Below are 18,803 nucleotides of genomic sequence, written 5' to 3'. Positions count from 1 at the left end.
TGAAGTGTAAGTTATCCTCGTATAGATTAGTTCGCGAGGATAACTTTCTCTAAAAAGAAGAAGAGATGAGAAAGAGTTTTTTTGTAGGATATACTATCTTTGTTCTTTTCTGTTCTAATTTACAGGCTCAGAAAGCCTTTTTCGAAAGTGAAAAAGGAAATAAAGAGAATGTAATGAGTTCGGCATATTGGGAATTTTGGAATGACAAGGCACAAGCGGAGATTGATGAGAATATCGAAAAACACCGAAAAACGGATGTGACTATTAAATTGGATCAAATACCTCCTGGAACCAACATCCAAATAGAACAAATTAGCCACTCTTTCCTTTTTGGAGGAAATATCTTTTTATTTGGTGATTTCAAAACTCCTGAACAAAATGAGAAGTATGAAAATACTTTTGGAACTTTGTTCAACGCAGCCACTGTTCCATTTTACTGGAAGACGCTTGAACCAGTGCAAGGAAAACCCCGGTATGAAGCGGGTAGTTCGTATGAATACCGACGTCCTCCCATTGATCCGATAGTTGATTTTTGCGAATCGAGGGGTATCAATATGAACGGACACGCTATTATTTATGGTATGCGGAGGTGGGGTCATCCCGAATGGATACCTGAAAACCGAAAGAAAATGGAAAAATACTTTGAAGCGCATATTAAGGAATTGGCAGGACGTTATCGGGATAAAATCCAACGATGGGATGTGGTAAATGAACCCACTGACCAGGCAAACAGGGGGATAATGCCAGATGATTATACTTATAAAAGTTTTATATGGGCGATGAAGTATTTTCCAAGTTCTGTTTTCCTTAATATCAATGATTCCGATATGCATTGGGAAATGACCCTTTACCGAAGATATTTGGAAATTGTTCGTAATCTGATCGATAGAGGTGTCAGAATTGATCAGGTGGGTTTACAAATGCATATATTTAACCCGGATGAGTCCCGTAGAATAGCTCAAGGTGCAGATATCTTAACACCTGAGAAGATTTATGAGAGATTGGATTATATGTCTGATGCGGCTAGACCGATTCATGTAAGCGAAGTAACCGTAAGTGCTCCGGACGAAACGGAGAAAGGAGAGGCCATACAAGCTGAAATTACACGTAATCTCTATAGGTTATGGTTCAGTTACCCTACAGTCATGGGAATAACATGGTGGAATATTGTTGACGGAGGTGCAGCACCAGGAGAGCCTTCTTTATCAGGAATTTATAACAAGGAGATGCAGCCGAAAATCGTTTATGACACACTTGATCAACTGATCAACCATGAGTGGAAAACTAAATTGATTATAAAAACGGATAAAGATGGCTTATTGAAATTCCGTGGATTTAGGGGTAAGTACCGGGTTGATTGGAAAGATAAATCAGGAAGAAAACAATCTTTAGAGTTAAATATTGAATAGTGAGACAATGAAAAGATTCAAAATATCATATAAGTGGCAATTAGTCATCATTCTTTGGGTTGCCTATTTCCTTAATCAGGGTGACCGGCAGATTTTCAATGTTGTCATACCCCTCATAAAAGAAGATCTTCAGATAAACGATGTCCAGATCGGTCTTGTAGCAACCATGTTTACGCTGGTATATGGTATCATGGTGCCGATAGCCGGTTTTGTCGGAGATATATTACGGCGGAAATGGATTATATTCTTTAGTCTATTGATTTTCAGTGTTGGAACCTTATTCACAGGATTTAGCAATGGCATCATACTGTTGATTCTTTTTCGCAGTATTGCTACCGGCGGAGGAGAAGCCTTCTATTATCCGGCGGCGACTTCACTTCTCGGTCAATTCCATCAAAAAACACGGGCCATGGCCATGTCCATACACCAGACCTCTTTGTATGCAGGTATTGTCGCCAGTGGATTTATAGCCGGTTATATTGGTGAGAATTATGGATGGCGGATGGCATTTTTCTCTTTTGGATTGATAGGTATATTATGGGCTTTAGTGGTATGGTTTAGGGTAGAAGATACACCCATGCCAGAAGATGATAGCAATGAAAAAGTGAAAGTGCCTGGTTTCTGCGAAATTACCAGAGCTGTTTTTTCGCGAAAAACCGTGTTTTTCTTAAGTCTGGCCTTTGGGTGCATGTGCTTTGTCAATGTCGGTTACCTTACGTGGATGCCTACATACCTGCATGAAAAATTCGATATGTCGCTTTCGTCGGCGGGACTACATTCCACACTGTATCATTTTCTTTTTGCTTTTTTTGGAGTGATGCTTGGAGCACGTATTTCAGACAAACTGGCTCTCAAACGCAAGCAAATCCGCATGGAGGTTGAAATCATCGGTTTGTTACTGGGAGCGCCTTTTATTTACTGGATAGGTATAGCCGACAGTAGACTTTGGTGCTATGTAGCAATGGGTTTGTTCGGGGTATTCAGAGGTATGTATGATTCCAATTTATTTGCAGCATTATTTGATGTGATAGAGCCGCGTTACCGTGCTTCCTCCATGGGAATTATGTTGGCCTTTGGATTCATCATCGGTGCATTGGCTCCTGTCGTATTGGGTTGGGTTAAAACCGTTGCAGGGCTTGAAACAGGAATAACCCTGTTGTCTGTATTCTATCTGCTGGGGGCTATCCTGATATTCATAGGATTGAAATTATTCTTTCACAAGAATTATTACAAGGAGGAAGTCATAAACTGATATTGTATTTATCTCTGAAATAGACGAAATTTATTACTTAAATAACTAAATGATGAAGAAAGTATTGTTCGCATTAGCAGGATTATTGCTCTGTTTATCTTTAGATGGACAGCACTATTCTTTTCCAAAAAGTGCAGAAGAAGACAAGAACAAAATTATGGGTGATGCTTATTGGAACTTATGGAATCCTCAACTGCAGTCTCAAATAGATGCGAATATTGAAAGATATAGAAAAGCAGAGGGAGAGATATTACTAATTGATGTAGTTCCAGAAAGTGATGTTCAGATAGAACAACTATCACATGATTTTATTTTTGGGTCTCATATTTTCAATTTTGACCAGTTAGGCTCAGATGATTTGAACCGGAAATACAAAGATTTATTCGGTACATTATTTAATTCGGCGACTATTGCTTTTTATTGGAAAACCTTCGAGCCGAGACCGGAGGGACCTCGTTATAGCGCCTCAGAGATTGATGAATCCTCTTATTGGAATTCCCTTTCCGAACCATGGAAAGAATTTCACTGGAGACGTCCGGCTCCGGAAAAAATTATTGAATTTTGCAAAGAAAGAGATATTCATATGCATGCACATCCGTTGATATGGGGAAACACAAAATGGAACCATCCGGATTGGATTTCAAAAGAGCCGAATAAAGTCGGTGAAATGGAAAGGTTGTTTGAAAAAAGAATTAATGAAATGGCTGAATATTATGGAGATGAACTCCCGAGTTGGGATATTGTGAATGAAAGTGTAGATCCGATACCTGGTAAGCCCCGGTACGGAGTTATGCCGGAAGATTACACCTATAAATCATTCAAGTTGGCGGAGAATAAATTTCCTTCTTCTGTTTTATTGAATATAAATGATTCATGGAGAGAAGTATATCCACCGTTTATCAAAGATTTAATCCAACGGGGAGCAAAGATTGATGTTGTCGGACTTCAAATGCATATCTTTTCAAATGATGAATGTAAAGGAATTGCGGAAGGAGAAAATGTAATTGCCAATGGGACATCTTGGAAACCGGTGGATGTTATCAGGTACTTAGAAGAGTTGGATGAGTGTGGTCGTCCCATCCACTTGAGCGAAATAACTATCCCTGCTCCGGGACGTGACGATAGAGCCAATATGATACAAGCAATAATGGCTCAGAATATGTATCGACTTTGGTTTTCATGGCCAACTATATTCAGAATTACCTGGTGGAATTTTGTAGATGATTGTGGAGCTGCAGGTGAACCATTGACGTCAGGATTGTTTACAAGGCAAATGGACCCTAAGCCTTCATTCCATGCTTTAAATAATTTGATCAATTCCGAATGGAAAACAAATATGATAGTTAAAGCAGATAAAGAAAAGAGTATTAAATTCCGCGGGTTCAAAGGAAACTATCGTATCACATGGAAAGATACTTCAGGTAATACTCAAACAAAAGAATATTATGTAAAATAAAATGATTGAAATATGAAAAAAAAATTATTTACATTAGCCGGATTGTTGCTATGTTTATCTTTACAGGCACAGTATTATTCTTTCCCAAAGAGTGTGAAAGAAGACAAGGAAAAAATTATGAGTGAGGAATATTGGAAGATATGGAATCCTCAGGTGCAGTTGCAAATCGATAACGATATTGAGAAAAACCGGAAAGCAGATGGTGTAATTTCGTTGGTCGATTTTCTTCCCGGCTCCGAAGTAGAAATAGAACAGGTCTCGCACGATTTTATCTTTGGTGCCCACATTTTCAACTTTAACCAGTTAGGAAAAACGGAGTACAATGAAAAATACAAGAGCTTGTATGGAACTTTATTTAACTCTGCGACCATTGCTTTTTATTGGAAGACCTTTGAAATGCAGCAAAATCGTCCACGGTTCAAAGAAGAATACTGGGATAAGGAGAAGTATTGGAATAATGTTGCCGAACCGAAAAGAGAGCCGCATTGGCGCCGTCCGGCTACAGATCCGGTGGTGGAGTTTTGTGAAAGTAAAGGTATCCGTCTGCACGGACATACCTTAATTTGGGGAAATAGGAAGTGGCAAAATCCAAATTGGCTGATAAACAATATGCCCAATGAAGAAAAAGCCGAGATGGATAAACTAATTGTTGAATACGGAAATCTTGAAAATTATCTGGATAGTGAAAAATATACAGAAGAATACAAACAGATGACCGCATCCCGACTTGAACAAATGTTCCCTGTTTTTTCGAAGGAACTCAAAAGATTATTCAAAAAACGGATTGTAGAAGTGGCTGATTATTACGGAGACCGTATTCACAGTTGGGATATAGTCAATGAAAGTGCTACCGATCATGAGAGAGGTTTGTTGATCCCCGGCAGTGCATTGGCGAAAAGTCATTATGGGATCATGCCCGGTGATTATACATATGAGGCGTTCAAAGTAGCGACTGAAGTATTTCCGGAAAATGTCAAACTGAATATTAATGATTACAATCTTAGTCAGGCTTATACCGACCAGGCAAAAGATTTGATGGCAAGAGGGTGTAAAGTAGATATTATGGGGTCTCAGATGCACTTATTCAATCCTCAACAGTGTCTCGATATAGCGGCAGGAAAAGAAATTCAAACTCCTACACATATCTGGGATTGGGCAAAACGTTTGGGTGAGGCAGGACTCCCAATCCATCTCAGTGAAATAACGATCACTGCTCCCGGAAATGATACTTACGGGAGAAAAATACAGGCGATCATTACGCAAAATTTATATCGTTTGTGGTTTAGTTTAGAACCCATGATGGGTATCACCTGGTGGAATGTGGTGGATGATTGCGGAGCTCCTGGAGAACCTTCCGTGTCCGGGATATTTACACGAGAAATGGTGGCAAAACCGGCATACTATGCGCTTGATAATCTCATCAATAATGAATGGAAGACAAGGATTACTGCAAAACCTGATAAAGACGGTCGGATACAGTTCCGTGGATTTAAAGGGAATTACCGTATCACGTGGAAAGACAAGAATGGAAACAAACAAACGAAAGAATATTACTTGAAATAACAATATGAAGATTGTAGATATGAAAGTCCGCTGCGTGGCGATTCCTATGAATTGCATGTTGCGGCATAATACTGGAGTTCATCCCGGCTATCTGCTGAGGACAGTGCTGGAATTGATCACCGACGAAGGGATTGTAGGTTTGGGTGAAGTGGGAGGCGGAGACTCCAGGGCAGCCCTATTGAAATTGAAACCGCGTATTGTCGGTATGAATCCATTCGATCTAGAAGCAATCAAATTGAAAGTGCTAAGGAGTATTTATTATCTATCCAATGCCCGCCTTTACGGAGCTATTGAAATTGCCTGTCTGGATATCATGGGCAAGGCATGCAATGTTCCCATGCACCAGTTATTGGGTGGTAAGTTGCGGGATTCCATCCCGATGATCGCTTATCTTTTCTGGCGCTATGACCGTCCGGGAGGTGGAGACGATAGTTGTGCGGAGGATATGGCTGACCTTTGTGTAGAGTTGAAGGAAGAACTGGGTGTGACCGCCATGAAATTGAAAGCGGGCGTAATGGACCCGATGGAAGAGGTGAGAGTGCTGGAACTTTGCCGTAAGCAATTAGGAGATGACTTCGGATTACGTATCGATCCCAACGGTGTTTGGAGTGTGGCTACCGCCGTGAAAGCGGGTCGCCGTATGGAAGACCTGGAACTGCAATATTACGAAGATCCCTCCTGGGGAATAGAAGGGATGAAGGCTGTCAGGGATCAGGTGCGTATTCCTTTGGCGACCAATATGTATCCGAATAAATTTGATGATCTGGGACCATCCATTCATATGCGTTCTATCGATATTATCCTGACCGATCTCCATTATTGGGAAGGCCCGAAAGGGGTAAAAGACCTGACTGCCGTTTGCCGTACCTTTAATCTGGGTGTGGCTATGCATTCAGGCGCTGAATTCGGTATCGAGTTGGCGGCGATGTTACATACTGCTTCCACTATTCCTTCCATGACAATGCCCGGCGATGCGCATTATCATTATCTGGAGGATGATATCATCCAGGGAGGGAAAATGCAATACGTGGATGGAGCTATCAAGGTGCCGGAAGGTCCGGGATTGGGAGTTTCTTTGGATGAAGAAAAGATGGAGAAATACGAGCGGTATTATGAGGAGCATGGTGACTATTATGCACGTTTCCATCAGGATCCCCGCCGTCCGGATTGGTATCCTAATGTAGGAGGTATCTGATAATTAAAAAAAGGAAAGATGAAAACAGAATATTATTTTTTATTCATAATGCTTTGCTTTGGAGTAGGGCTTTATGCACAGGAGAAAGGATTAGAATCGCCCTATTATCTATTTCCAAGAACCGGGGAACAACATCTGGATCTCTCCGGGGATTGGTCACTGAGTGGGAAGGATAAACCGGTTATGAATTTAACCGAGTTGCAGGATAATGACTGGTTTAACGTCGGGTATCCTACTTCCGTACAGATGGCTCATTTTAAGGCTGGCTTGTTAGGCGATCCTTATAAGTTTCTCAATGCGAGAGAACACGAGAAGCTCGAACAGAAAGTGTGGTACTATAAGAAAGAATTTGTTTTACCCACTTCTGCGAAAGAGAATAGTCTGTTGTTGCATTTTGACGGGATAGATTACTTTGCCAAAATATGGTTGAACGGCAAACTTTTAGGTACCCATGAGGGTATTTTTGGTGGTCCTGTGGTTGATATAACCAAGGAGGTTATTTTCGGGAAAAAGAATGACCTGATTGTAGAGGTTATTTCCGCTAACTACAATCGTCCGGATTATGAGAGTAGGAAGCCAGGGAAGATTGTCAAGGGATGGTTCCTGACCGGAGGTAGTGCAATGGAACCCTACTTTAATCTGGGAATGTGGCGAGGTGTCCGTATCGAGATGATCCCCCGTTATCATTTGGAACGCCCATTTCTTTTTACCAAAGAATTGAACGGTGACCAAGCTGAAATTGGTTTTAGTGTAGAACTTTTTGCCGGAACAAATTCGAAAGATTACATACTGCGTCCTAGAGAAAATAAACAATTGATAGATTATAGCAATCCAAAAACGGCACCGCTTAACCGACCGGTCAATGATAAATTGAAAGTGGTTTTGGAGTTGATTGACCAGGAAGGAGTTGCATATAACCGTGAATTTACGCCCTATGCCATTGAAGGCCGTTGCTGGCTGGAAGAATCTTTTACTTTGGATAAACCGAAACTTTGGTATCCGAACGGAATGGGAGCTCCAGATTATTATAAGGCAAGAGTTACATTATTGGTAAACGAAAGGAAAACCGATTGTATTGAGTTTGATTTCGGGGTTCGTAAAATCGAGCAAAGACGAAGTGCCGGTATCCGTACCAATGATCGATGGCATGACTGGCAATTTATTGTGAACGGTCAGAGCATCTTCATCAAAGGAGTTAACTGGATGCCGGTTGATGCTTTATATGATTTGACTGCGGACAAATATGATTGGGCGATAGGAATGGCTAAGGAAGCCGGTATACAGATGTTTCGTATTTGGGGAAGCGGTTTACTGGAAAGCAGGGAATTTTATGATGCCTGCAATAGACACGGTATTATGGTATGGCAGGACTTTTGTATTGCTAATTTTGATACGCCTGAATGGCCTCAGCATGTTTGGGAAGCACAGGTTTGCCAGAATATTTTTCGTTTAAGGAATGAACCCTCATTAGCAGTCTGGTGCGGTGGTAACGAGTTCAACCCCTATTCCGATGGGAATGCAGCATCTGTTGGCATTCTGGAACGAAATCTGGCCATCTTCGATCCTACACGCCCATTTCTGAGAACTTCGCCCGATGCCGGTTCAATGCATTTATATCCCGATTTCGATCCTGTATGGTACAAAGGATTCGACTTAATCCCTTTCGTCGCAGAAACCGGTATTCACAGCATTACAGATCCCCGCAATATCAGGGAGGTGGTATCTGCCTCGGAATTAGATGATCTGAGTGGTATGTACAATCAGGATTTTGCCGCTGCCCATCCGGAATTTGTGGAACATTTTGCAGAGTATAATCCCGCACGTGTTCCTCGTATGTTAAGCCGTGCTTCACATATCGGTGATATGAGTAAGCCTAACATAGAAGCAATTGCAGAAGCAACACAAGTGGGTGCAGGAGAATTTTATCAGGTGATGTCGGAAAGTTTTCAGGCTAATTATCCCGTTACGACAGGATTGATGCCTTGGGTGTATAAACGTCCATGGCCGGTAGTGGCAGCCATTCACCTGGTAGACGGATATGGACAACCATCGGCAACCTACTACTTTTTGAAAAGGACCTATGATCCCACGCGCGTCATGCTTGACATTGAACGTTTGTTATGGGCTCCCGGAGAGGAATTTCCAATGAAAGTTAAGGTACTCAATGGTGTAAATCAGCATTCTATTAATGGAAATGTAGAGGTAAAGATATGGGATAGTCAGTTTAAGGAAATATATAAGGAGCGTAAAACGATAGATGTTGCCGAAGGAACTTCCGTTTCGTCTTTGGAAATAGGAACTTTCGTTATTCCGGAACGGTATAAAGAAAAATATTTTTTTGTAACAGTATCTCTTTACGATAATAATAATGGACTTGTTTCACAGGCTAATTATTGGCCCAGAACAATAAGGGCGATGGAAGATAAGTCATACTATGACAAATTTATTTCAGAACCGGTTGTTTGGCCCACATTGGATAAAGGACCCTGGCTAAAACCCTCAGTAGGTAGGACAAAAACGTCATTGGCTGTATCGGACGTAAAAACAGAATCACTCGATGATAACAGGAAGAGTATCTCTTTTACTATCCGGAATACCGGGAAAATTCCATCCTTTATGACGACAATGGATATTGAAGGAGCCAGCCGTTCATTTTATGCAAATGATAATTTTTTCTCGTTGAATCCGGGTGATTCAAAGCAAATCAAGATAGAATTGCTTCTTAGGGATTTACCGAAAGAAGGGAGATTAAAACTCGTCGTAAAGTCATGGAACGCAAAAATACAAGAAAAAATAATTGATTAGTAACATAGAAGGATATGCAGAACAGGTATGATTTAACGGGAAAGACAGCATTGGTAACAGGAGGAGGACAAGGTATCGGAAAGTCTATCGTGCTTGCTTTGGCCGAAGCCGGAGCAAATGTGATTATCAATTATAGGAGCAATACATCGTTAGCCGAAGAAACTGCTGAACTTGCCGGACAATTTGGTAATAAGATCTGGTTATGGCCTTATGATCTGGTACAGGAGGAAGTAAAGGAGAGTTACCTTGCTTTTGTCGCCGAACATCAGTGTCCGGTCGATATTCTTGTCACGAACGCTTCCTATCAGATAAGAAAACCTTGGGATCAAGTGACCGGAAAAGATTTTGCCGATCAAATGAATGTGAATGTTCGATCCACCTTGTTTTTGATACAAGGCGTTGCTCCCTATATGAAAGAAAAGGGATGGGGACGGATTTTAAATATCGGCTCGGTACAACAAAAACGCCCACACCGGGAAATGTGTGTATATGCAGCCTCGAAGATGGCATTGGTCAATCTTGTTTCAAACCTGGCTCCTCAATTAGCACCCTGGGGAGTTACAATAAATACCTTATCCCCCGGAGCAATTGGTACAGGACGTAATGAGGCGGTCTTAGCCAATCCTGAGTACCGTAAGTTGACCGAAAGTAAAATCCCGTTAGGCTATGTAGGAACACCAGAAGATTGTGGCCAGCTGGCGTTGCTTTTATGTTCCGAATCCGGCCGTTATATAACGGGAGTCGACTATTATGTGGATGGTGGCATGGGACTTTCATTTTGAGTGAATAAATAGAATAATATAATAATTGGAAAATAAATAGTATGAGTGTAGATCAGTACAAAAAAGAGGTGGGAATGATGAATCTGGAACAACTGATAGAGACCAGAGAATATATACCCCATACCAGGTTCCCTATACCAGAAAAAGAGTTGTTACAACGTTTTGAACAACTTTATACCGGAGCAGTGAATGATGTCCTGCGTGAGTTTTGTTATCTAAATCAGGCATTGCCGGGCCACATTCTTCCCTTAAGGGAATATAATACGATTGCCGGTTTTGCTTTTACAGTGAAGAGTGCTCCCAACGTAATGATACGAGGGGAAATGGATTTTCGCTCACAAATGATGGATGATATGCAGGAGGATTCATTTGTTTTATGGGATACCAGCCACGATGAAAAAGCAACATTGTGGGGAGGGGTAATGTCTGCAACTGCAAAAGCAAAAAAAGTGAAGGCAGCTTGTATTGATGGAGGTATCCGAGATACCCGGCAGATTTTAGAAGCTGAATTTCCTGTGTTTTATAAGTATCGTATTTCCAACGGAAGTCTGGGACGTTGCTTGATAACACATTATCAGATTCCGATTCTCATAGGAGATGTACTGATTCGCCCGGGAGACGTGGTTTTGGGGGATATAGATGGTGTGCTTGTTGTTCCTCGGGATATTGCGTATGAGATACTGCTTCGTGCAGAAGAGATAAAGGAGAATGAGAAAATAATCTTCGGTTGGGTGAAAGAAGGGCAAACGATTCAACAGATTAAGGAAAAAGGCGGTTATTTCTAAAAGCAGAAGCGACTTATAGGATCATAAAAAGGAGAAGTCGCTTCAGGATAAAGAGAAACCCCGGAAGTTTTTATCTGACTTTCGGGGTTACCTTTATCATTTATTTATTAACGATACTTTCTATATATTTACCTCCGTCCGGAAGATCTGCCGGATCTGTTGCTTTCACTGCTGCTCCTTGTTGATGAAGTGCTTGTAGCACTGCTGTTTCTACTTGACGAACTGGAGCTGGATCTTACCGTAGAACTTTGGTTGTTGCTCCCCGTGGAACTTGAATTCGAGCGTGTCGTAGTAGCGTTTCTATTACCCGAAGAACTTTCTGACCTTACAGTAGTATTGCTATTACTTCTGGTGGAACTTTGCGGTGTAACTGTGGTACTCCGGCTGTTGGATGAGTTGCTTCGCGTATTGGTTACCGAACTGCTGTTGTTCCTGCCGGAAGAATTCTCCTGAGATCTAACAGTGGTACTTCTGTCATTGCTGCCGGATGGATCTTGCGATCTGACCGTTGTACCGCTATTGTTTCTGGTGGAACGTTCCGGTGTAACAGTGCTGCTCCGGGTGTTGGGTGAGCTGTTTCTTGTAGAACTCTCCGATGACCTTACTGTAGAGCTACGATTCGTGGATGTTCCGCTCCGTGAATTTGTTCCTTCAGTGACTCTTGTATTACTGTTTCCGCTGCTTCTGACGGTTCCACTGCTGTTACTCCTGTCTGTGGTTGTACTTCTGCCGCTTACAGAAGATCGTGTATTGGTCGTTCTGCCGCTGTTTGCATCGGGACGATACACACTTACCGAATTACCACTAACTCTTGTTGCCCTGCCGGAACGGTTGTTGTTGCTTTCAAGTCGGCGTACCGTGGCTTTTCTACCTGTTTCACGTTCGTAGTCCCTGGCACTCGGTCCGCTATAGTAACGGTTATCGTTATATATGTAAGTATTGTTGATGACAGTCGTCCTGTTATAGATAGTCGGGCTATACCTGTTATAGTGCCTGTGCATGCGACGGTCATACATGTATCTGGTGGGCAGGAAAGTCCAGTAGCTGGTGGGGATATTAACATGCAAGTAAATATTGACACCGGGACCCATAGGTGCCCATCCGTAATAGCCGCCTCCGCTTCTCCAGCTCACCCAGGCAGGTGCCCATTCGTAGCCGGGAACCCATGCCCAACCGTAGAAATCGTCATAATACCATCGCCCGTAATGGAAAGGAGCCCATCCCCATGAGAAACTCGATACCCAAGTATTTCCGTAATCGGTCATCACCCAGTAGCCGTTGGTAGCATACGGATGAAAGTCCCTTCCTACATTGGGTATCCAGATGCGGCCGTAGTTACGGTCGTTGATCCATCGACCGTGGGGTCTCAATTCGTTGTAGAATACGTTGAACGATATACCGCCTCCTTGATAGCCGTCATCATAATATCCCTCTTCGTAATAATACTCGTCGTATCCCTGTGAATAGACATAATTCTGAGAGGTTCCGCATGACCATACTGCCAGTGCGATTACCGCGAGGATGAGGGGATGTCTTAAAGCTTTCATATCCGTAGTTATTAAAGGGTGTAACTTCATTTCTTTCTTTAGCAGTATGACATCCTTTTTACGGAATGGTTTAACAATTCAAGATTCAAAATTCAATATTCAAGATTTAACGGGAGTCGTTTTGGCTTCACCGAACATTGTTTCATTCCACAATTTCACAATTTGGCTTACACCGATTGTTAATTGACTACGTCGATTTATAATTCATGATTCAGTGAATTTTCACTACCTTCCCCATTTTTTACTCTTCACTCTTCACTTTTCACTACTTAAATACCTGGTCGATGCCGGAGAATCCCATAAACGCCATGGCCATGATGCCGGCGGTGATCAGCGCAAGGGGAATCCCTTCCATTGCCTTGGGAACTCTGGTCAGCGCCAGTTGCTCACGGATACTTGAAAAGATGATCAGTGCCATGGCATATCCTATAGCGGTAGCTACTGCGTAGATAACCGATTCCAGAAGGTTATAGTCTTTCTGTATCACCAGGATCGCCACACCAAGAATCACGCAGTTAGTGGTGATCAGTGGCAGGAATACGCCCAGCGCCTGATAGAGTGACGGAGATATTTTCTTGAGCACGATCTCCACCATCTGTACCAGTGCGGCAATCACTAAGATAAAAGAGATGGTCTGGAGATATCCCAATCCTGAGGGTTCCAGAACACCTTTTTGCAGAAGGAATGTGACGATGGTAGCGATAGTCAGTACAAACGTAACGGCCAGCCCCATACCGATGGCTGTATCCACTTTCTTTGATACACCCAGAAATGGACATATGCCCAGGAACTGGGCTAGTACTACATTGTTTACAAATATAGCAACAATGATGATTCCAATAATTTCCATAATGCTTAAGCGTTAATTTCTATAAAATTAGACTATCTCTCGCTATGTCATAGCTCAAACAAGTTTGGCTCTGCTCATTTAGCTTTTAGAGATAGTTGTTGCTTCTTTTGAAGTTTATTGAAAACAGCGATCAGAAATCCCAGTACAATAAAAGCTCCTGGTGCCAGTACAAATATCAACGAGCCGAATTGTTCAGGATAGATATTCAGTGAGAATATTTTTCCGGTACCCAGTAGTTCACGTACAGCTCCCAATAATGAGAGTGCAAACGTAAATCCCAGTCCGATTCCTACTCCGTCGAAAACCGATGAGATCACGCCGTTCTTTGAAGCAAATGACTCTGCACGTCCCAGTACGATACAGTTCACCACAATCAGCGGGATAAATATTCCCAAACTATCGGCCAATGCCGGTACATAGGCATTCATCAACATCTCAATGATCGTTACGAAAGTGGCGATCACTACGATATAGGCAGGGATACGTACCATATCGGGGATCACGTTTTTCAGCATTGAGATTGCTGCGTTGGAACAGACCAGCACGAACATAGTTGCCAATCCCATGCTCATCCCGTTAATAGCCGAACTGGTGGTTGCCAAGGTAGGGCACATCCCCAGTAGCAGCACGAAAATGGGATTTTCTTTAATAATGCCGTTGACCAGCACTTTCAGGTTATTATTCATTGTCATTTCCTCCTTCTTTACTTTCCAGATATGCAGAATAAGCTCTGTTGACCGCTTCCAGGAATGCCCTTGAAGTGATGGTCGATGCGGTGATGGCATCCACATCTCCTCCGTCTTTCGAAACGGCTAGTGCACCTTTAGACAGGTCTCGTCCGATGACCGACTGTGACGGTTTCGCAGCATCCCTGAACCACTCCGTCATCTTGGATCCCAATCCCGGTGTCTCGGCGTGTTGCAAGACCGAATAGTTCACGATCTTGTGTTCCATATCAAAGCCTACCATGATCTGTATATTTCCGCTGAACCCATTGTTGGAAAAGCTATTCAGTGCATATCCCACAATCTGATCCCCTTTTTTTGCCGGATAAACCAGTAGAGAGTCGCCTTGTCCGTCAGGCATCGTGAATGCTTCTGCAGTCGGGTCGTTGTCAAATTCCGGAACTACTTCACTGATGGCATTCTGCAGTTTCATCGCTTTGGCGTCTGCAATCGGTTTTGCCGTCATTTTATTCACCTGTGCCAGAAGTACAGCCACCGTAAGGCATATCAGCGACAGCGACAGGAACATATTTTTGAATGATGATTTTAATTTAGCCATGTTTCACTACCTCCCCGAATCGTTTTGGCGTTGTGTAATTGTTGATCAGCGGTGTAAAGGCATTCATCAGCAGGATTGCGAATGAAACCCCTTCCGGATAGGCCCCCCAAAGTCGTATGGCGACGGTGATAAAGCCGATGCCGGCACCGTAAATAAGCATTCCTTTTCTGGTCATCGGCGACGTTACATAGTCGGTCGCCATGAAGACCGCACCCAGCATCAATCCTCCCGAAAAGAGATGGATCAGGGGGTTGTAGAGCGGGATGGGATTAAAAATATAGATTATCCCGGTAAAAATGGCTACTGTAGCCATAATAGAGACCGGGATATGCCATGTGATGACCTTCTTCCAGAGCAACCAGCCTAAGCCGAGAAGCAGTGCCAGGGCACTCATCTCACCGATGGAGCCGGCTTCGGTACCAAAAAACATCGTTTGTAAAGATGGTAGCAGTTCCGGATTCGACTTTAGATTGCCCAATACGGTCGCCGAAGTGACGGCATCGACTGTACCGGCAATATCGGGTGCCGGCCAGACGGTCATCTGTGCCGGGAACGAAATCAACAGGAATATACGTCCCGCGATGGCGGGGTTAAAGATATTATTACCCAGTCCACCAAAAGAGAGCTTAACCACGCCGATGGCGAACAGGCATCCCAATGCCAGTATCCATATTGGCAGATTAGATGGTACGTTGAATGCCAGCAGCACACCTGTGATGATAGCCGAGCCATCGAGCACGGTGGGCGTTTTTTTCATAATATACTTTACGATGAGATATTCAAATCCCACGCAAAACAGTACCGCCAAAGCGGTAATGATCAGTGCATCGAGCCGGAAGACGTACAAAGCGACCAGGAACGCCGGAACAAGTGCGATAAGCACCCCGTACATGTTTTTTTCAATCGTGTCCCCGCTGTGTATATGAGGTGAAGGGGAAACAACCAGTTTGTTCTCCATATCTAAAGTTACTCTAAGCGTTAGTTTTTCTATTCCTGATGATTGTGTTTACTCTGCCTTTACCCAACCTGATATAATCAAGCAGCGGGCGGTCTGCGGGACAGGTGTAACTGCACGAGCCGCATTCAATGCAATCGGTGATACGGTGTTTCTCTGCTCCGTCCCATACCTCGAACTCTGTCAGGTTCATCAGCAGGGTAGGGTTTAATCCCATGGGGCATACACTCACACATTTGGCACAACGGATACAATCCTTCATCGCCTTCCGCTTGGCCTCCAGTGTAGGAATGACCAATATACCCGAAGTTCCCTTGGTTACCGGCACATCTGTGCTCGCCAGTGCTTTCCCCATCATAGGGCCGCCACTGACGATCTTGCCGGTGGTTTCCGGTAATCCGCCGGCTGCATTGATCAGGTTAGTTACCGGGATACCCACACGTGAGAGGATATTGCATGGTTGTTTTATATCTTTTCCGGTGACGGTTACCACCCGTTCAATCAAAGGCTTGTTTTTCTGTACCGCCTCATAGATAGCCAAAACAGTTCCTGCGTTTTGTACTACCGCACCCACTGAAATAGGTAGGGCACCGCTTGGAACCTGTCGTCCGATCAGTGCGTCGATCAGTTGCTTTTCACCTCCCTGCGGATACTGTACCTTCAGCGCTTCCACACTGATACCGGGATATGCCTCTGCACATTTCCCGAATTTTTCGAGAGCGTCTTTCTTATTGTTTTCAATACCTATGATGGCCTTGTCCACGTTCAATGCTTTCATCACGATGGTGATCCCCACCATGATCTCTTCCGTTTTCTCCATCATCACACGATGGTCGGAGGTGAGCCATGGTTCGCACTCCACTCCGTTGATGATCAGTATTTCGGGTTTCGATCCCGGTGGAGGGGTTAACTTTACGTGTGTGGGAAAGGTTGCGCCACCCATACCGACAATGCCGGCAGCGGCAATCTTGTCGAGGATCTCCCTGGATGAGAGGTTGCACTCTTTTTTCAGGTCCGATGAGCGGTCGATCGATTCTTCCCACTCATCACCTTCTACTTTGATGAATATGGCATCGCGCCTGTACCCGCTTGCATCGATCGCTTTGTCGAGTTTTAACACGGTACCCGATACGGATGAGTGGATATTGGCTGAAACGAACCCTACAATCTTGCCGATAAGAGTCCCCACCTTCACGGTATCGCCTTTTTTTACCACAGGTTGGCAGGGAGCGCCGATGTGCTGGCCCAGCGGAATAATCACCTGATTGGGAATAGCAATGGGTTGTATTGCGTTTCCGGCAGAGACTTTCTGCTCTTTCGGGTGAATACCGCCAATTCTGAAAGTTTTTAACATATATAATATACTTAAATCTTATGCGTCAACTGTAGCTGCTTCTTCTTTGGGTGATTTGTCTTTCCTTGGCGGGAAATTCAACTCCAGGATGGAATTGGTTGGACAAACCGGTACGCACTTGCGGCAGAGCCGGCATTTATCGTCAATGATATAAGCCAGGTTGTTTGTAATGGTGATAGCCTCGAAAGGACAAACCTGTTGGCATTTGCTACACCCGATGCATGCTACTTCGCACGACTTGCGGGCTACGCCTCCTTTTTCCTCATTCACGCAGCTGACATAGATCCTTCTTGATTTAGGCCCCTGTTTACGTAGTTCGATGATATCTTTCGGACAGGCTTTTACGCAAGCACCACAGGCGGTACATTTGTCTTCCACCACTTCGGGGAGCATGGTCTCCGGATTGATGTGTATGGCATCGAATGTACATGACTCCTCGCAGTCTCCCAGGCCCAGACAGCCGAAAGAACATCCGGTGTCGCCACCGTAAAGTGCTGCGGCAATAGTACAGTTAGAGACTCCATCGTAGAGGTTGGTGCGTGGACGTTGGTCGCAACTACCGCTACAACGTACCACGGCTATCTTTTTTACAGCCACCGGGGCGGTTTGCCCTAGGATCTGGGCTACTTTGTCCATAGTGGGTTGGCCTCCTACGGGACAGTTGAGGCCGTCCAGGGTTTCGGCTTTTACACAGGCAGATGCGAATGATGCACATCCGGGAAATCCGCAACCTCCACAATTGGCAGCGGGTAGGGCATCCTGAACCTCCTGTATGCGAGGATCTTCTTCTACCTTGAATTTTTGCCCTATCAGGTATAATATGGCGGCACTACCGGCGCCGATTACACCCAAAGTTACTACAGCAGTAAGTAATACACTCATATTTTAAACTAAAAACTAAGAATTAAAAATTAAAAGTGAAAAATTAAAAGTGAAAAGTTTAATTAAGATATCCGGTGTCTCACATGAACAATCTAATTTTTCACTATTCACTATTCATTTTCTTTATGTTGAATTGAAACGAATTTGCCATTTTTTTTCTCAGAAAATAAAGGATCAGGTAATAGGGAATAAGAGCGGTCATGGCGCTAATCGCTGCTTCTGTTTCACTAAAGTTCCATAATGATAGGGTGAGGATAAGCGTTAAGATGAGTATAACCAGCGGAAGAACAAATGCCCAGAAAACAGCCTTGTATCCCATTGACTCTTTTCCCTCGATAATGACCCGTTCGTTTTCACGAAACCGGCCGGAAAAGTCGACTACTTCAACCAGCTTCTCTTTCGAGTCGGCGGCCATGCATACACCCTTGGCATGACACGCACTGCAGGCCGATTGTTGCAGGATACGTACGGTCACTTGATTGTCGTTGATTTTCTCAATAATTCCTTCGTGTTCGATCATGAAACAATGGTAAAATGATCCTTATCCCTTACATCCAAATTAGAGGACAAAGTTAAGATTATTTTCGAGATAAGTAAAAGTTTTTTTGAACTTACTCATGACTTATATGTTATTAAACGACCAAAGTATTCGATATTCAATTTTTCATTCTGATACCTCCGTTT

Annotated in this window: 16 protein-coding genes; 8 read left to right on the top strand and 8 right to left on the bottom strand. The window is 43.5% G+C overall.

Going from position 1 to position 18,803, the window contains the following annotated elements:
* Positions 1-65 precede the first annotated feature (65 nt).
* From U2P89_RS07615 to U2P89_RS07580, 8 genes are read left to right on the top strand one after another with little or no spacing between them, the layout of a single operon-like run.
* Positions 66-1,409 carry an endo-1,4-beta-xylanase gene (locus tag U2P89_RS07615; RefSeq protein WP_322191112.1) on the top strand — a complete coding sequence of 448 codons (1,344 nt, stop codon included), beginning with the start codon at positions 66-68 and terminating at the stop codon, positions 1,407-1,409.
* A gap of 7 nt (positions 1,410-1,416) precedes the next feature.
* Positions 1,417-2,661, top strand: coding sequence for an MFS transporter (locus tag U2P89_RS07610; RefSeq protein ID WP_322191111.1), 1,245 nt, complete (start codon positions 1,417-1,419; stop codon positions 2,659-2,661).
* Between the two features lie 49 nt (positions 2,662-2,710).
* Positions 2,711-4,117, top strand: coding sequence for an endo-1,4-beta-xylanase (locus U2P89_RS07605; protein ID WP_322191110.1), 1,407 nt, complete (start codon positions 2,711-2,713; stop codon positions 4,115-4,117).
* A 12-nt stretch (positions 4,118-4,129) separates the two neighbouring features.
* Positions 4,130-5,680, top strand: coding sequence for an endo-1,4-beta-xylanase (locus U2P89_RS07600; RefSeq protein WP_322191109.1), 1,551 nt, complete (start codon positions 4,130-4,132; stop codon positions 5,678-5,680).
* 4 nt (positions 5,681-5,684) lie between these two features.
* Positions 5,685-6,875, top strand: a complete 1,191-nt coding sequence (locus U2P89_RS07595) for an enolase C-terminal domain-like protein (RefSeq protein ID WP_322191108.1) — start codon at positions 5,685-5,687, stop codon at positions 6,873-6,875.
* 18 nt (positions 6,876-6,893) lie between these two features.
* Positions 6,894-9,680 (top strand): glycoside hydrolase family 2 protein, encoded by a 2,787-nt coding sequence (locus tag U2P89_RS07590; RefSeq protein WP_322191107.1) that lies wholly within the window; start codon positions 6,894-6,896, stop codon positions 9,678-9,680.
* Between the two features lie 14 nt (positions 9,681-9,694).
* The gene (locus tag U2P89_RS07585) at positions 9,695-10,462 is read left to right on the top strand and encodes an SDR family oxidoreductase (protein ID WP_322191106.1); all 768 of its coding nucleotides are present in this window, start codon (positions 9,695-9,697) and stop codon (positions 10,460-10,462) included.
* A 41-nt stretch (positions 10,463-10,503) separates the two neighbouring features.
* Positions 10,504-11,247 (top strand): RraA family protein, encoded by a 744-nt coding sequence (locus U2P89_RS07580; RefSeq protein WP_322191105.1) that lies wholly within the window; start codon positions 10,504-10,506, stop codon positions 11,245-11,247.
* Positions 11,248-11,375: 128 nt separating this feature from the next.
* Here the strand turns inward: U2P89_RS07580 and U2P89_RS07575 are convergent, their stop codons facing one another.
* The 8 genes from U2P89_RS07575 to U2P89_RS07540 all read right to left on the bottom strand — a co-directional run bounded on the left by U2P89_RS07575 (position 11,376) and on the right by U2P89_RS07540 (position 18,639).
* Positions 11,376-12,794, bottom strand: coding sequence for a DUF6600 domain-containing protein (locus U2P89_RS07575; RefSeq protein WP_322191104.1), 1,419 nt, complete (start codon positions 12,792-12,794; stop codon positions 11,376-11,378).
* 265 nt (positions 12,795-13,059) lie between these two features.
* Positions 13,060-13,644, bottom strand: a complete 585-nt coding sequence (gene rsxA / locus U2P89_RS07570; RefSeq protein WP_322191103.1) for an electron transport complex subunit RsxA — start codon at positions 13,642-13,644, stop codon at positions 13,060-13,062.
* 74 nt (positions 13,645-13,718) lie between these two features.
* Complete coding sequence (locus tag U2P89_RS07565; RefSeq protein WP_322191138.1) at positions 13,719-14,330, bottom strand: electron transport complex subunit E; 612 nt, start codon at positions 14,328-14,330, stop codon at positions 13,719-13,721.
* Complete coding sequence (locus U2P89_RS07560; protein WP_322191102.1) at positions 14,323-14,928, bottom strand: RnfABCDGE type electron transport complex subunit G; 606 nt, start codon at positions 14,926-14,928, stop codon at positions 14,323-14,325. Before U2P89_RS07560 ends, U2P89_RS07565 begins: the two co-directional genes overlap by 8 nt.
* Complete coding sequence (locus U2P89_RS07555) at positions 14,921-15,886, bottom strand: RnfABCDGE type electron transport complex subunit D (RefSeq protein WP_313381030.1); 966 nt, start codon at positions 15,884-15,886, stop codon at positions 14,921-14,923. Before U2P89_RS07555 ends, U2P89_RS07560 begins: the two co-directional genes overlap by 8 nt.
* 13 nt (positions 15,887-15,899) lie before the next feature.
* Entirely contained in the window at positions 15,900-17,237 is a 1,338-nt protein-coding gene (rsxC, locus tag U2P89_RS07550) for an electron transport complex subunit RsxC (protein WP_322191101.1), read from the bottom strand.
* 18 nt (positions 17,238-17,255) lie between these two features.
* Positions 17,256-18,119, bottom strand: coding sequence for a Fe-S cluster domain-containing protein (locus tag U2P89_RS07545; protein WP_076929188.1), 864 nt, complete (start codon positions 18,117-18,119; stop codon positions 17,256-17,258).
* A 103-nt stretch (positions 18,120-18,222) separates the two neighbouring features.
* Positions 18,223-18,639, bottom strand: a complete 417-nt coding sequence (locus U2P89_RS07540) for a SoxR reducing system RseC family protein (protein ID WP_076929190.1) — start codon at positions 18,637-18,639, stop codon at positions 18,223-18,225.
* Positions 18,640-18,803 lie beyond the last annotated feature (164 nt).

The sequence above is a fragment of the Proteiniphilum sp. genome (assembly GCF_034331125.1).
In the GTDB taxonomy this organism is placed as follows: domain Bacteria; phylum Bacteroidota; class Bacteroidia; order Bacteroidales; family Dysgonomonadaceae; genus Proteiniphilum; species Proteiniphilum saccharofermentans.
Note: the sequence above shows the minus strand (reverse complement) of the source record. Positions and strands in the feature narration are given on the sequence as shown.

Bases quoted from the DNA above. Each gene is read 5' to 3' on its own strand.
- rsxC (WP_322191101.1), bottom strand. From the start codon at position 17,237: ATGTTAAAAACTTTCAGAATTGGCGGTATTCACCCGAAAGAGCAGAAA.
- U2P89_RS07610 (WP_322191111.1), top strand. From the start codon at position 1,417: ATGAAAAGATTCAAAATATCATATAAGTGGCAATTAGTCATCATTCTT.
- U2P89_RS07540 (WP_076929190.1), bottom strand. From the start codon at position 18,639: ATGATCGAACACGAAGGAATTATTGAGAAAATCAACGACAATCAAGTG.
- U2P89_RS07600 (WP_322191109.1), top strand. From the start codon at position 4,130: ATGAAAAAAAAATTATTTACATTAGCCGGATTGTTGCTATGTTTATCT.
- U2P89_RS07595 (WP_322191108.1), top strand. From the start codon at position 5,685: ATGAAGATTGTAGATATGAAAGTCCGCTGCGTGGCGATTCCTATGAAT.
- U2P89_RS07575 (WP_322191104.1), bottom strand. From the start codon at position 12,794: ATGAAAGCTTTAAGACATCCCCTCATCCTCGCGGTAATCGCACTGGCA.
- U2P89_RS07545 (WP_076929188.1), bottom strand. From the start codon at position 18,119: ATGAGTGTATTACTTACTGCTGTAGTAACTTTGGGTGTAATCGGCGCC.
- U2P89_RS07605 (WP_322191110.1), top strand. From the start codon at position 2,711: ATGATGAAGAAAGTATTGTTCGCATTAGCAGGATTATTGCTCTGTTTA.
- U2P89_RS07580 (WP_322191105.1), top strand. From the start codon at position 10,504: ATGAGTGTAGATCAGTACAAAAAAGAGGTGGGAATGATGAATCTGGAA.
- U2P89_RS07585 (WP_322191106.1), top strand. From the start codon at position 9,695: ATGCAGAACAGGTATGATTTAACGGGAAAGACAGCATTGGTAACAGGA.
- U2P89_RS07590 (WP_322191107.1), top strand. From the start codon at position 6,894: ATGAAAACAGAATATTATTTTTTATTCATAATGCTTTGCTTTGGAGTA.
- U2P89_RS07560 (WP_322191102.1), bottom strand. From the start codon at position 14,928: ATGGCTAAATTAAAATCATCATTCAAAAATATGTTCCTGTCGCTGTCG.
- U2P89_RS07555 (WP_313381030.1), bottom strand. From the start codon at position 15,886: ATGGAGAACAAACTGGTTGTTTCCCCTTCACCTCATATACACAGCGGG.
- U2P89_RS07615 (WP_322191112.1), top strand. From the start codon at position 66: ATGAGAAAGAGTTTTTTTGTAGGATATACTATCTTTGTTCTTTTCTGT.
- U2P89_RS07565 (WP_322191138.1), bottom strand. From the start codon at position 14,330: ATGAATAATAACCTGAAAGTGCTGGTCAACGGCATTATTAAAGAAAAT.
- rsxA (WP_322191103.1), bottom strand. From the start codon at position 13,644: ATGGAAATTATTGGAATCATCATTGTTGCTATATTTGTAAACAATGTA.